Here is a 13,630-nt window from a genome sequence, read left to right as displayed (position 1 = left end):
CAGAACCTTCAATGCCAGCCTACTGCCCCTAAAATCGGGCAAAGACGTCTGTAATTCATGGTTCTTCGAACCCTCCATGTGCGCGATGCTGTAGAGGGACCCGCCGACTTTGATGACAGGACACGGGCATGATCGCGGTCAGAACGCCATGGCTGACCTTAACGCTTTCGCCCGCATGGGGAAAACCGCCCGTCTCCGCACGGGCGGGAAGCGCGCGTGGGAGAACGGCCGCCCAGAGGCCGAGAACAAAAGAACATCAGTGTCTCATCATCCTGTGCCTTTCCGGAGTGTGGTTCTGGACGGCAACGTCGCGCCATGGTCCTGATGCTCGCCCTCCGTTACTCCCCGAATCTGTCTATCACAATGATCTCGGACGACGGCAGAACCCCGCCAGTGGGGTAAGGGGCCTCGGCAGGCTTGCCGATAGCCACGAACATGACGATCTCATGGTCCTCGGGCAGACGGATCAGCTTTCCGACCGCGTCAAAATCGAATCCGTCCATCGGACAGGTACCATAGCCCATGCTTTCGGCCAGAAGCATGATCGCCCCAGCCGCCATGCCGCAGGAACGCATGCCTTCATCGCGCTGAACCTGCTCGCGTCCGCGATAATACTGGTCAATTGCCCCGACCATGATGTCGCGGGTGGCGGGAGCGGCGTTCGCCCAGTACCGTTCGGGAAATTTTTCCCACGCCTTGATATCGGCGCACAGGATCAGCAGGACGGAGGCATCCGTCACCTGCGGCTGGTCCCAGGCAACCTTGCGGATCTCGCAGCGCAAGTCGGGATCTGTGACGGTGACGAAACGCCAGTTCTGGATGTTAAACGCAGTGGGCATCCTGCGGGCAAGCCCGAGGATAGTCTCCAGATCCTGCGCCGGCATGGGGTATCCGGCATCGAATCGCTTCGTCGCGCGGCGTTTGAGAATGGCGCTGGCAACATCGAGTGTCATGAATGTCTTCTTTCTTGTAGTTTCAAGATCAGCGGGTCATGGCCTTGAAGGTCCGGGTCTGCTCGACCAGCGCTGTTTCGGCTGGCAGACGCTCCATGCTGGAAGCTCCGTAGAAGCCGTGACAGTCCGGGCAGGCGTCCAGAACCTTCTGGGCATCGGCGGGCATTGCGATAGGCCCGCCGTGGCACAGCAGGATGACATCGTCACGCACACTGCGCGCTGCCTCGGAAATCTCGTTGATGAGCGCGATGGAATCCTCAAGCGTGAACGCTGTTCCGGCGCCGATGCTCCCGCCTGTGGTCAGGCCCATATGCGCGACGAGAATATCGGCCCCGGCACGGGCCATGTCCTTCGCCTGTTCGGTGTCGAAGACATAGGGCGTCGTCAGCAGGTCTTTCTTCCGCGCACGGGCGACCACATCGACTTCGAGACTGTAGCTCATGCCGGTTTCTTCGAGATTCTTGCGGAAATTGCCGTCGATCAGCCCCACGGTCGGAAAATTCTGGATGCCGGAAAACCCGACCCGGCGGATGTCGTCGAGGAACACGTCGAAATCCACGAAAGGATCAGTACCGTTGACGCCCGCCAGCACAGGCGTATTCGGGACGACCGGCAGAACCTCGCGCGCCATCTCCATGACGATCTGGTTGGCGTTGCCATAGGCCAGAATACCGGCAAGCGAACCACGCCCTGCCATGCGATAGCGTCCGGAATTGTAGATCACGATCAGGTCTATCCCGCCCGCTGCCTCGCATTTGGCGGACAGACCGGTCCCCGCCCCGCCCCCCACGATCGGCTTGCGCTCGGCGATCAGGCCACGCAGGCGGGCAAGGATAGTGTCGCGTTCAATGTGGGGCATTGGTAGAAGTCTCCTTGAAAAGACACGTGAATTCGTCCGCCATCGCACGGGCGAAGGCAGGATCGTTGAGGGCGAGCGGCAGACTGACGAACCGACGCCGCGCGGTCTGCCGCAAGGTCGCGAGAAGCGACGCGCGGAAGGCCTCGTCGGCTTCAGGATCGTGAAAAGCTTCGCCGGGCCGGTCGAGCAGCGAAAAGCCACCCTCCGGGTAGAAGAAGCGAACCAAGCCTTCGCACTGGTTGAGCCGCTCGCCAATCAGTTGCCCCATGCGGCGGCATTCCTCCGCCGTCGTGCGCATGAGGGTGATGAACGGATTGTGCCGCACGAAAACCCGGTCGTGATAACGTTCGGGCACTGTCTCCATCGCGCCGAAATTGACCATATCCAGCGCGCCGCAACTTCCCACATAAGGAACGCCGGTCCGCGCGACCGCCCCGAGGCGGGTCTCATCGCAGGCAAAGATCCCGCCTGCGACGAAATCACAGAACTCCGTGGTCGTGACGTCCAGCACGCCCTGAATCATCCCCTGCTCGATGAGATGTTCCATCGAGCGCCCGCCGGTGCCTGTCGCATGGAAGACCAGACATTCGAAGTCGCTGTCCAGTTCATGCACGGCCGCGGTAACACAGGGTGTCGTAACGCCGAACATGGTGACGCCAACGGCCGGACGCGTGTCGCAGACCTTCGGTTGCGGGGGCCGCGTCATGCCTGCCATGGCATGCGCCGCGTTCGCGAGGACTGCCCTGGAAACCCGGTTCAGCCCTTGCAGATCCACGACCGAATAAAGCATGGCGATATCAGACCCGCCGACGTAAGGCGCGACATTGCCCGACGCGACGGTGGAAACCAGAATTTTTGGCACACCGATCGGCAGAGCCTGTAAGGCAGGCGCCACGATGGCCGTGCCACCGGAACCACCGATGGCCACGACGCCAGCCAGATCGGCGCAATCCGGCAGAAAGCCACGCAGGGCTTCTGCCATAGCCGCGATCGCGCGCCCCCGTTCGCCGCAGAACACGGCCTCCGCGCCGTCAGGATGACAGGCGGCTACCACCCGCGCTGCGATATCGGCGTGACGGGACTCGTCCGTCGTGCTGACGTCCACGATCCGGCTTTCGATGCCGCACGCGGCGAGGGTCGAGGACAGATAGCGTAGTTCGTCGGATTTCGTATCGACGGTCCCGATCAGATAGACGTATGACGTCATGATCCGTGCTCCGGCCGTCAGGGCAGCCGATCGTCGTCTTCGAGCAGGGTTACGGCCAGCGGACCGTCCGTGCCCGCGTCGAGCGCGGATTTCAGGGCGAGAAAATGCGACTGTTCCTCGTGCTGGCGAATGGCGTCCACGCTGTCCCATTGCTCGATAAACACGAAATGCAATGGATCGTCGCGGTCACGACGACACGTATAGGACAGGTTGGTCGCTTCCTGCCGCGAGGCCGTCACGCAGGCCGCCACCACGGGCAGAACCTCCGCGACGCGGTCGGGCAGGAGGCGAAAGGACGCAACGACGGTCACGGGGGATCGGGCTTTTGCAGACATCAATCGGCTCCGAACAAAGGCAATGCTGGAGTCCTAACCACCCGAAACACTTTCCGTATATCGCTATTGTGTCACGCGACACTTTTTCTCTGTTCCGACCCGATGCCACTGAAACACTGAAGCCGCCGATGACGCCACCATCATGCGCGCGCAGGGTGACGCCCCCGCGATGAAGATGATTTCCGGTTCGGTGGCGAGAACGCCGCCATCCAGCGGGCTGGCGACTTTCACCGAATGGCTGCGCTGTCTACAGTTCCGCCACCTTTCATGGCGTTTTTCAGTAGAGCGGTAGCGTTTTGCACGGTGCCTTCTCTTCGACCAGCATCCGCGCCTGACGGATGCGCGCCAGCGCTTCAGGCAGTGCGTGATACGTAACATTGCCCAGCGCCAGACGAATGCCGGTGCGCCGAACGACCTCACCGCTTTGAAACGCACGGGCCGACGGAAGGGACACGCCAAGAGTACGCGCGCACTCCACAAGCTGCGCCGCCCGGTCGGTCGGCATCGGCAGCCACGCATGGAACGCCGGGTCGGATGCCGCCGACGCCGGCACTCCCAGGTGAGCGGTAACGAGATCCTGCCGGCGGATAGCTTCGGCACGGAGGGATCGGCGCACGCTGTCCGCCGTGCCATCCTGCATCCATAACGCCATCATCGCGTAAGAAAGCGGCGCGATCATCAGTGACGAGGTCAGGAGCGCGGACAAAGCAGCCTCCATATGACAATGTGGGGGCACCAACGCGCCGACCCGCAGCCCCGGACTCAGAATCTTCGACAGGCTGCTGACGAGAAATGTGCGCTCGGGTGCCAGTTCCATGAGCGAGGGCTGTTCGCCCTCGGCTCCGGCGACATAGACCGCATCCTCGACGATCAGGGCCTCGTACCTGCGGCACACCGACACGATGTCTTGCCGGCGCGGCCGCCCCATTGTCGCAGTGGTCGGATTCTGCATCGTAGGCGTCAGATAAACGACCGGTCGTCCGTTCCGGTGCCGATGCAGAACCTCTTCGAGACTGGCTGGCTCCATCCCCTCCTCATCCATGCGCACGCTATGAACCGGCAGCCCGACCTGTCGCATGGCCCCCAGCATCCCCGGATAGGTCTGCTCCTCGGTCGCGGCATAGGCCACATAAGGCCGCACCACCGTTAATGCCACGTTCAGTGCCTGCTGGGCGCCCGCCGTTAGCAGCAGGCGCTCCGGTGCGACGTTGATGCCCAGGGTCTCAAGCCAGTGCGCCATGATCCGGCGGTGCTCGGGATGGCCGGCAACCGGCGGATAGACGTTGAACAATGTGGCATCGACCTGTCTCGCCAGTCGGCCGAGCGTGCGGCTCAGCGCCTTGTCGCTGAACATCGGCGGCGGCATGTTGGTCGCGAGATCGAACCGGGTACCAGAAACTTCTGGCTTACCCGCGACGAACATACCGCGCCCATGGCTGCTGCGCACGAGCCCCCGGCGTTCGAGCATGGCATAAGCGCGCGTGACGGAGCCCACGCCGACACCGAGCCGCCAGGCCAGATCCCGGTGGGCAGGCAGGCGTTCGTCGACGTCGAGATGGCCCGACAGGATGTCACGGCCCAGCGCTTCTGCCAGACGCTCCGCCGAGCTTCCTGCTCCATCTGCGAGCCACGGCGTCCAGGTCGACTGACGGCGCATGGACTCTCCTTTCGTCATTACATGCTCGAACACATGAGCTTAACGTCTTGTGACGCTGGACACCAAAAACAGACGCCAGCACTCGCGTGATGCCAGTCCATTTAAAACTCATTGAAGCGGGCGTTTTGGCGTTGAAAAAGACAACTGACTACCCATGTTTTCTTCCGGGTTTAGGGACATCCAGACAAGGAACCAGAGGTGCTGCGCTGGGACGGGCTTTCTCATTGCTCAAAACCCGGATTGGCCTACCCGTTGAAATCACATTTCATTCTTTCCGGCACACGGTCTCCACACACATCAGGAATGCTCATGCAATATCCGAGAGGTATGGATTAACCGTCCACTTGGCCATGAAGCAACCCATAAAAGCTCAGGCACCACAAGGGGTTGATCTCAGCAGCCAAACTTAGGCGACAGGCCCTAGGAAAAGAAGCTCTTGATCCTATTTTACGGGCTCTGGGGGAACAACCTTATTTCTCGCTTCAACCATTGGTATGCAATATCCGTAACGTGCCTCCCGGAGGAACCGGGAATGAAGGCAATCGAGGAATTCGTCTTGAGACGAAATCCGGTGAAACTGCCGCTTTCAAAGTTTTTCTATCTGAGCGACATGTATTATGGGTCATAGATGGACAACATCGACGACACTACGCAGATGCTGAATTGCCCTATTGACATCCCACGGCATATTTTTCTCCATGACTGGTTGTTTTGAGGAAATCTGTTGATGGATCATCAAATGACAAAAACCCGTCAGAAATCATTCTGACGGGTGACATGAAAATGGCACACAATACATTCTGGTTGTTGTGTTTCTGTTTCTGAAGATCAGAGACCTGATATGATCAGATCATCACTGGATACAATGAAACCAATATAACTTACAAAAAGAATTCCCCAAGCTTACTGTTAAGCCGTCCCCTTTGGAACAGTCAACAACGTTAGCGCTTGACCATTCCTTATGTTTTTTCTTCATAGCTAACAGTGTTTTATGTTGACTACGTTGTTATTTTTATAAAATCATATCAACACAAAATTAAGTTTAAGGATTCTATTTTGTAACACATTTTATGCAAAACGCCTGCATTATACCTGTAAAAGATCTTTCCTTCTTGTTGTCTGTTTTCTCATCTTTTTTGCCATCCCCTTTGTTATCTTTTGAGTATAGCCAGGCATACCGAGTATCCGCGTTGCTACACTCGGTAATCTGGCAAAGGGAAAATACTTTCCCCTGTTGAACCCCATTATTTAAGCAGGAACCATATTTTATGAGTGAAAAACGAAAACTGAACCATTCCCTTTTAGAGGTAGCCCCAATTTTTCAGACAGGGGGTTAAGCCATAAACCGGCCTGAGAGAAGGCGGGTTGATGGGTAAAGTTACGCGGAAACGGTATTCGAGTGAGTTCAAGTCGTGTGTTGCGCTGGAAGCGATCCGGCCTTAGCAAGGAAGGCAGCACTTAAGGCACGCCGTCAGGCCCTGCGTGATCAGGCTGATGAGATTGCTGGACGATATGAGGGAATGAGCGTTTCATGTCTGTCTTGCGGGCGTTTATCGCCTGTCTGTTCCATACTTGAAGACGACATACAGCTTTACGAGGGAACCGATTTTGATTCTGATGACAGATTTTTACTGGATTTATCATCGCATCAAATCGTCAGCAAAACGCCGCAAAAGCGTCCTCAACTGATCGAGGTCTTCGTCGGTCCAATCGACGAGAATGCGGTTCGCCAGCCTCTCACGGGCCGCGTTCAGCAGATCGACCATTTCCTGCCCCTTTCCAGTTACTGTCGCTTCGCGAACACGTCTATCCGTTATGGACGGCTTGCGCTCAATAAGACCCAGTTCCTCCAGCTTGCCCATCTGTCGGCTGATGGTCGTATGATCACGACCCGTCCGATCCGCGAGATCGACAACACCGATAGGACCGTAACGCCATACACGCGCCAGAAGCGGAAACAGGGCCCGATCCAGAGGAATACCGGCCTCCTCGATCAGGCGATCGTCGCGGCGGGGGCGGTTAATTTCATCGACCAGATCGATGATCGCGGCATGCAGTCCACGCAGGATTTCAGAATCATGTGCATTATTCACGTTTCTTGTTGCCTTCAACGCCAGCCTCATATAAGTGAATATTACACATTAATTCACGGAGTTGCCAGTGTCTTTTAATACAGACGTCCTGATCTCGGGTGCGGGGGCCGCAGGCCTGACACTTGCCATCGACCTCGCCCGACGCGGGGTTTCGTTCCAACTGATTGAGCAGAACACGCTGCCGTTCAGCGGATCACGCGGCAAGGGCATCCAGCCCCGAACGATGGAGATCTTCGAGGATCTCGGCTTCGTCGACCGTATAGCGGCGGCAGGCGGACCCTATCCGCCGTTGTGTCAGTATCGTCCTGATGGAACCCATAAGGTGTCGCTTCTGACGGAGGCGGACGCTTTCCCGACCGCAGCCGAGCCCTATGCCGCGCCGGTGATGCTGCCGCAGTTTGCAACCGAAGCCGTCATGCGGGAGCGGCTTGCTGAACTGGGCCATCATCCTCGCTTTGGCACACGGCTGACCGGATTTGAGCAGGACGCCCATGGCGTTACGGCGAAGATGGAACAGGAGACTGGCGAGCAAGTTATCCGTGCCCGCTTCCTTGTTGGAACCGATGGTGGCCGCAGTTTTGTGCGCCATGCATTGGCGATCGATTTTCCGGGAGAAGCATTAGGCGTGCGTGCGATCGTTGCCGACGTGCGGCTGGAGGGTTTGGATCGATCCGTCTGGCATCGTTTCCAGCTCGATACGCCCGCGACACAGGTGATGATCTGTCCGCTGGCGGGGACGGACCTGTTCCAGATTCAGGCCCCCGTGGCATTGGATGGAGAGATCGATCTGTCTCCGGCCGGGTTGACCGCGCTCATCGAGGCCCGGACCGGCAGAGGGGACATTACCGTTCGTTCGGTGTCCTGGTCCTCGGTCTATGCAATGAGTGCCCGTCTGGCTGATCGCTATCGGATCGGGCGCGTCTTCATTGCGGGAGACGCCGCTCATGTTCACCCGCCAACCGGCGGTCAGGGTCTCAATACCAGCGTTCAGGACGCCTATAATCTCGGCTGGAAGCTGGCTTCCATGCTCGCGGGTGCACCGGAAACGCTGCTCGACAGTTACGAGGCGGAGCGGCAACCAATCGCGTCGAACATGCTGCATCTTTCTACGCGGCTACTCGGGGAAGCAAAGCAGGGCATCATGCGGCGCGATCGTGAAGCGCGTCAGCTCGACCTCGGCTATCACGGTTCATCGTTGAACGCATCCGGTTCGGTGCGCGGCAAAGTGCAGGCAGGTGATCGTGCGCCTGATGCGCCCTGTCGTGGACAGGCCGGACAATGGAAACGGCTGTTCACGGTTTTTCAAGGACCTCACTGGACTTTACTCGGCTACCAGCCGCACGAACGGCCGTCGGCCATCGCGGGTATCCGTATCGTCACTGTCGGCGTGGGGCAGGAACTCGTCGACGAAGATGGCCATATCGCCGAAGCTTACGGGTTCGAACCCGGTCAGTGGATGCTCGTCCGTCCGGACGGCTACATTGCCGGAATATTTTCTCCCAACGGACTGAAGCAGCAGCTTTCTCGCTATCTGGCGCATGTGCTGCCATCCCGCCCAACCGATACGCTCGAATGTCATGAGGGGGGCGGTGAACCGCTCCGGGATTACGGTCTTGCCCGTTCCTTTGATGGTCCCGGTACTTTTGGAGGAAACTGAGAAGACAAATTCCTCAGCCGCCGCAGACAGTTTCGCGCTGCGTGGCTATTCGGGGGAGGCCGTTTGTTCTCCCGGGTTTTCTGAAACTCTGTGCAGACCGGTCTGGAACAGGGTGCTGAGGGTGATGATCTGGCTCTGCGGCCCCTGTTTTTCAGTGACGTTCCAGACATTTCGTCTGTCGTGCGCGTGCTTCAGTTGCTCCAGTGCCTGAAGAAGGCTGAACGCGGTGCGAAGCGCGCACTGTATTTGCTTGATGAGTTTACAAAGAGGCCAGCCTCAATCTTGCTCAACTTGATGACGTCTTCCGTCAGGGGCTGGATTACGGCCTTTGTTGGCAAAGGCGCTATAATATTCTTGCCATTCAGAAACTACTGAGCATTCTCCTGATCCTGTTGTGATCACAGTCTCGACGAGAATTGCAAGAGATGTGCTGCGTGCGGTTCGAACTTACGGAATGACAGGCAGTATCCCGTGAAAAAGCAGGTTTTCACGGATGCCGTTGCTATCATACCCCTTACTGACCGGAAAACAGCGTGGAGTTGTGAGCGGCACCATTAAGGATAAAAAAATAATGGGCAATCTCTATACACATGGCATACATAAACACGTTACGGATCTGGAACTATTTATATATATCGCAATCGATGGAATAGGAAAGGCCTTGAAATTCATGATATCGAAGCAATTATTGCTATTTTTCTCGGTCAAAACAATATAACAGTTCGAGGTAAATTTAAGGGCGCTACAAAAGGGACTTCCGTTGCATAAAACGCTTCACCTTATGTAGGTGCCGCTATCACTTTTTACGACTTATCAAAAATTGTTTATAATACTGTGTAACAGTATAATCGTCTGGTTAAATCTGAAGATAGGATTTTTTAAATGCATATTCTCTCAGAAAAATTCAAGGATTTCTTAATATCCGAAGAAAAAATTTCTGAAAATGAAATTCAACTGTCAACAAGAATAGTAGAAGATCTTGGTCTGGATGGAATTGATGCTCATTACTTCATGGTATCTTACTTCGACACGTTTCCAATTGATGAAGGAGATTTTGATTTTCGTCGATATTTTAATTATGAAACACCAGTTTTATTAATTATTCCCGCTATCCTCTTTGTTTTTTTCCGATTTCTGATCTGGAAACTTTTGCTGGGCCAACCAGTCCGCAAACTGACAACAGTGCCCGTCACATTGGCCATGCTCCAACAAGCAATAGACGATGGTGTCTGGAATTGCGCACGCATTGAATCGCTTGCTGGCACACAGGTTTATCCGCCCCCCCCAAAAAAACCAGGGTGGTTTTCGCGCATTCGTAACAGGACATGAGCAGAGATACTTTAGAATTATCGAATTCAATCTGACATGCGAATAAAGGAAACTCCACGAATCTATTGATCCCGTGGGATTTTCCGAACATTGTATGGTAGAATGAGAGCACTACCAACGACACTTGCGACTGGTGGATCGCAAGACACTTCGGCTTCATCGCAGAAGCGGGTTCTGTTGACAAAAAATCGTGTCAGTTTGTTTTTTCTACGTTTCAAAGCTGGTCTTTGCGGAAATTAGTGGATGCGTGGATATCTGCCGCCCGAGCGCAACTGCTGGTTCCGTCCCGCCAGAGATCCGTTTGTTGCCCAACGGTATGGTGACGGTGCTGCCCATGACGTGACATGCATCAATACTATGGAGATGATGAAGCAGTTTGATATGACGCAGAACAAGCCTCTGACAGGCATCTTGAAGGCATGCGTTGCCGCTATCCGGAACAATTGAAAGTCGCCAGACTAGCAAATAGGCGACTTGTTTCAGGAGGAATCACCAATGTGATCTGTCACATGATGCTGTCCTCGGCACCGTTGGCAAAGCGGGCCTACCCGATGAGATTCGAACCTTGAGTGGGCAGAATGGCACACGCGAGTCAGCTATCGGCTCTTTACCGATAGCTGACTGGATGAGTCATGTCCGCTATACGGAAAATCGGCACCGGACGCCGCAGCGTGATCTCCTCTCGTCCCTCAATGCGCACATCCATAACAACACGCGCGAACTGTAGTCTGGCAATCGAGTAAAGAATTTTTTTGGGAGATACAGATGAGAGTCGAGGTTATTCCTGTTGGCAAAATAAAAAAGATTAAATACCACAAGATGAGCGACGCAGAGTTTCTTGCTCTATGGAAGACCATAGAAGGTGACTGCGCCGACGATGTGCAGGGGCTGATGAACCTTACCAAAAACTTTTACAACCCTGAGGACGAGTCGAAAGGGCAGAAAGAAATACAACTTAAAATGCAAAAATACGGACTTAATATCTCAATAAAAATTGCTGATTTTTTTTGGTATTGAAAAAAATATTTAATGGTAATACGCATGGATGGCGTTAGTGATTTGTTGTCAAAATTACAAAAACAAGTGTTTCCGGACGCCCTGAAAGTTTTTGTGCAGCCTATTTTCCTTTGTCAGGATCAGACTGCCAGCCGGAAATGTGCAGTTTTATGGAAACGAGGTCACGTTTCGTCTACGGCAGAAAAAAGGATCAGAGAACTCGTACTGTGATGATGGTAGATGAATGATGCCGTCAGAGTTGTCCCTGACAGCATAGTCGGACTCCTTTAAGGAGTTAACGCGCTTATAGCGTTGTCGTTCATCACTATGGGGACTTAAGCTGAAGATTTATTCTTTGAGATAGAATATGAAGCTTGCCGCTATGTGGATTGTGGACATGAATGTATGAGCGCAGCGGTCATATCTGGTGGCAGTGTGCCGCCAGTCTTTCAGTTTTGCGAACATGTTTTCGATCAGATGGTGTTTTTTATACACATTTTAGTCGTAAGAGGGTTTTGATTTTCGGTTCTTCTTTATACAGGCCGAGTTATTCTTCTTTACAAGAGACTGCCTGATTTTGTTGCTGTCATAACTACGGTTCCCGATGAGTTCTTCTGTTTCATCCGGCAGATCCATTAACAGAACATTAGCGCCACTGAAGTCACTGACCTGCCCTGCACTCAGATGAAGACGGACAGGGGGCCTTTACCGTCACACATAGCAAGCAGCTTTGAGTTCAGACCTCCTTATTGTACGACCGATATGGCGGGGAAGGTCCTCTCTGGAGGGGTTTTGCATCCTGCCTGCTCTGAAAAGCTGTCTCGTCCTGGCATACAGGGCGGCTGCATGTTCACGGCGACCAGTTTATCAGAGGTGTGGAGGACAAGGGAAGTCTCGGTCTTGCCCAATGGGGGACGGAGCATTGCCGGGATGATACGGCGAAAGTGATAACGAGGCTGTCCTGTCCGTCAGGCCGGGATGGCGTGGAGCACGAAGTTTCCCCATTATGAGAAAATTCCCTGTCGGATAAAATACCTCTGTTTTTCAACAGCCTGTGGTGCGAACTGCGGGGCTCGAATCCGATCGCTTTGGTCGCAACAAATCAGGCAATACATTGAAACAGAACGATAATTTTAGAAGAAATCACCCTTCGCATGGTGACTGAGAGCCCGCAGTACGGGCAAACCCGTGGGGCAGTCAAGAGGGGATTTTATCAAACCTCTAGTGATGATATGATGTATATGAGGAATATAAAATTTAACTGAGAAAGATTATTGTACCGGGTGTTGTCAAAAAATTTGATAACAGTGTAGCCGTATTTTCATGAGTGTTCCCGTTAGAAAGGGGAGAGTTAATATATGTTTCATCCGCAGGAGGCGAATGATGTTCACGCCTGAACTGGTCACTGCTGACTCTTACATTCTGATCCACAATCACTCTCTGGAAACGCCAAGAGCAGTTGAATTCGCCTTGAAATTCACAGTGGCGCGAGTAAGTTTTGGTCGAGCAAATCTGCCTGCCTCCGACATGAAGATTAAGCTGTATTTTGATGTGCGCGGCCAAACACTCTGTCCAGAAGCGGAAATGAGACTGACTGCTGTCGCTTTGGATGTTGATGTAGTTATATTCAAGAGGTCATGAAATGGCACTACAATATATTATTAAAACATCTTGTGATTTTGAAGATCTTGAAAAGACTTTTTTTGCTCTTAGCGAGTGTGTCGAGGTTTTTCCGATCGAAAAAGAGCGCTTTGGTATCTCAATCCCTACGAAAGTTGTTGATGAACAGGGGGAAGATAAAATCTTAAATTTTATGATGACCTATGATCATTATGACCTCTGGTCAGGACTTTGGTTTAACGAAAAATAAAAGTCCACTCAAATCTGTTCATTTTTAACAGTCATTTTGGTTTACGGCAGGTATGGCGTGTGACGAGGATAGGTATGGGGTGGGAAAACGGGAAGTGCTAAAATGGGCAGGCCATCGAGTTTTTTACTTGAGAGGGGCAACGGGGGAGGTTTCTCCCCCTTGTCTGCTGTTGAATGGGTAGCCATTTGACACTGCTGGCTCCCTTTTAAATCATCTGGTCTGCAAAGGCTGTTGCCGGGTAACTGATGGCCTCTACGGTTTGTTGCAGATTGGCTGTTGAAATGCCGATCAGGTAAGTGGTTGTGCCCTGACTTTTATGGCCGGCTTCATGCCCAAGGAGCCAGTCAATCCAAACTTCTCTGATACTGGTATCCGTGTTTCGAAGCCGGGTGGAGACGGTATGCCGGAATGAGTGGAACGTAATTTCAGCGGGCAGGCCAATGCTGCGCCCCTTGTACCCTGTTTCGAGGTTTCCAGACCGGGAATGAGGTAAGGGCCGTCAGTGGTATTCTTAAGAGCCAGAACGCTTGCTTCAATCAGTTTTGGGTGGACAGACACCATGCGGGTGCCTGCTGCTGTTTTCGGTGCCCAGACAAGGGGGAAACCTCCTCGTTGCCCCCAACTTTTTTAACCTCAAAAGACATCGAGTGGGCACTTGATCTGGACATAGTGCT

13 protein-coding genes and 1 pseudogene are annotated in these 13,630 nt (G+C 54.0%); 6 read left to right on the top strand and 8 right to left on the bottom strand.

The window, feature by feature from the left end; all coding sequences use genetic code 11:
• Positions 1-338 precede the first annotated feature (338 nt).
• From AB2L51_RS13715 to AB2L51_RS13690, 6 genes are all read right to left on the bottom strand, one after another.
• Entirely contained in the window at positions 339-953 is a 615-nt protein-coding gene (locus tag AB2L51_RS13715) for a nitroreductase family protein (RefSeq protein WP_395582776.1), read from the bottom strand.
• 28 nt (positions 954-981) lie between these two features.
• Positions 982-1,812 carry a phosphoenolpyruvate hydrolase family protein gene (locus AB2L51_RS13710; protein ID WP_395582777.1) on the bottom strand — a complete coding sequence of 277 codons (831 nt, stop codon included), beginning with the start codon at positions 1,810-1,812 and terminating at the stop codon, positions 982-984.
• Entirely contained in the window at positions 1,799-3,019 is a 1,221-nt protein-coding gene (locus AB2L51_RS13705) for a Tm-1-like ATP-binding domain-containing protein (protein ID WP_395582778.1), read from the bottom strand. Before AB2L51_RS13705 ends, AB2L51_RS13710 begins: the two co-directional genes overlap by 14 nt.
• Positions 3,020-3,036: 17 nt before the next feature.
• A complete protein-coding gene (locus tag AB2L51_RS13700) occupies positions 3,037-3,354 on the bottom strand; it encodes a putative quinol monooxygenase (protein WP_395582779.1) in 318 nt (105 codons plus the stop codon).
• 277 nt (positions 3,355-3,631) lie between these two features.
• A complete protein-coding gene (locus AB2L51_RS13695) occupies positions 3,632-5,011 on the bottom strand; it encodes an aminotransferase-like domain-containing protein (protein ID WP_395582781.1) in 1,380 nt (459 codons plus the stop codon).
• Between the two features lie 1,640 nt (positions 5,012-6,651).
• Positions 6,652-7,104 (bottom strand): MarR family winged helix-turn-helix transcriptional regulator, encoded by a 453-nt coding sequence (locus AB2L51_RS13690; RefSeq protein WP_395582782.1) that lies wholly within the window; start codon positions 7,102-7,104, stop codon positions 6,652-6,654.
• A 67-nt stretch (positions 7,105-7,171) separates the two neighbouring features.
• Between AB2L51_RS13690 and AB2L51_RS13685 the strand changes: the two genes are divergently transcribed.
• From AB2L51_RS13685 to AB2L51_RS13675, 4 genes are all read left to right on the top strand, one after another.
• Positions 7,172-8,761: an FAD-dependent oxidoreductase gene (locus AB2L51_RS13685; RefSeq protein WP_395582783.1), complete on the top strand. Its 1,590-nt coding sequence runs from the start codon at positions 7,172-7,174 to the stop codon at positions 8,759-8,761.
• 624 nt (positions 8,762-9,385) lie between these two features.
• A complete protein-coding gene (locus AB2L51_RS15400) occupies positions 9,386-9,529 on the top strand; it encodes an STM2901 family protein (protein ID WP_475557847.1) in 144 nt (47 codons plus the stop codon).
• Positions 9,530-9,643: 114 nt separating this feature from the next.
• Positions 9,644-10,090, top strand: coding sequence for a DUF1493 family protein (locus AB2L51_RS13680; protein ID WP_395582784.1), 447 nt, complete (start codon positions 9,644-9,646; stop codon positions 10,088-10,090).
• Positions 10,091-10,855: 765 nt separating this feature from the next.
• Positions 10,856-11,107 carry a hypothetical protein gene (locus AB2L51_RS13675; RefSeq protein ID WP_395582785.1) on the top strand — a complete coding sequence of 84 codons (252 nt, stop codon included), beginning with the start codon at positions 10,856-10,858 and terminating at the stop codon, positions 11,105-11,107.
• A 725-nt stretch (positions 11,108-11,832) separates the two neighbouring features.
• Here AB2L51_RS13675 and AB2L51_RS15395 read toward each other — a convergent pair.
• Positions 11,833-12,009, bottom strand: coding sequence for a hypothetical protein (locus AB2L51_RS15395; protein WP_475557846.1), 177 nt, complete (start codon positions 12,007-12,009; stop codon positions 11,833-11,835).
• Positions 12,010-12,466: 457 nt separating this feature from the next.
• Here AB2L51_RS15395 and AB2L51_RS13670 point away from each other — a divergent pair, with 457 nt between their 5' ends.
• Both AB2L51_RS13670 and AB2L51_RS13665 read left to right on the top strand, forming a co-directional pair.
• Complete coding sequence (locus AB2L51_RS13670) at positions 12,467-12,727, top strand: hypothetical protein (protein WP_395582786.1); 261 nt, start codon at positions 12,467-12,469, stop codon at positions 12,725-12,727.
• Between the two features lies 1 nt (position 12,728).
• On the top strand, positions 12,729-12,956 hold the full coding sequence (locus tag AB2L51_RS13665; protein ID WP_395582787.1) for a hypothetical protein: 228 nt from the start codon (positions 12,729-12,731) through the stop codon (positions 12,954-12,956).
• A 205-nt stretch (positions 12,957-13,161) separates the two neighbouring features.
• Here AB2L51_RS13665 and AB2L51_RS13660 read toward each other — a convergent pair.
• Positions 13,162-13,547: pseudogene (locus AB2L51_RS13660) on the bottom strand (site-specific integrase); the annotation flags it as partial.
• Positions 13,548-13,630: the final 83 nt, after the last annotated feature.

The sequence above is a fragment of the Acetobacter fabarum genome (assembly GCF_040702925.2).
In the GTDB taxonomy this organism is placed as follows: Bacteria; Pseudomonadota; Alphaproteobacteria; order Acetobacterales; family Acetobacteraceae; genus Acetobacter; species Acetobacter fabarum_B.
This window is presented reverse-complemented; position numbering and strand designations above follow the sequence as displayed.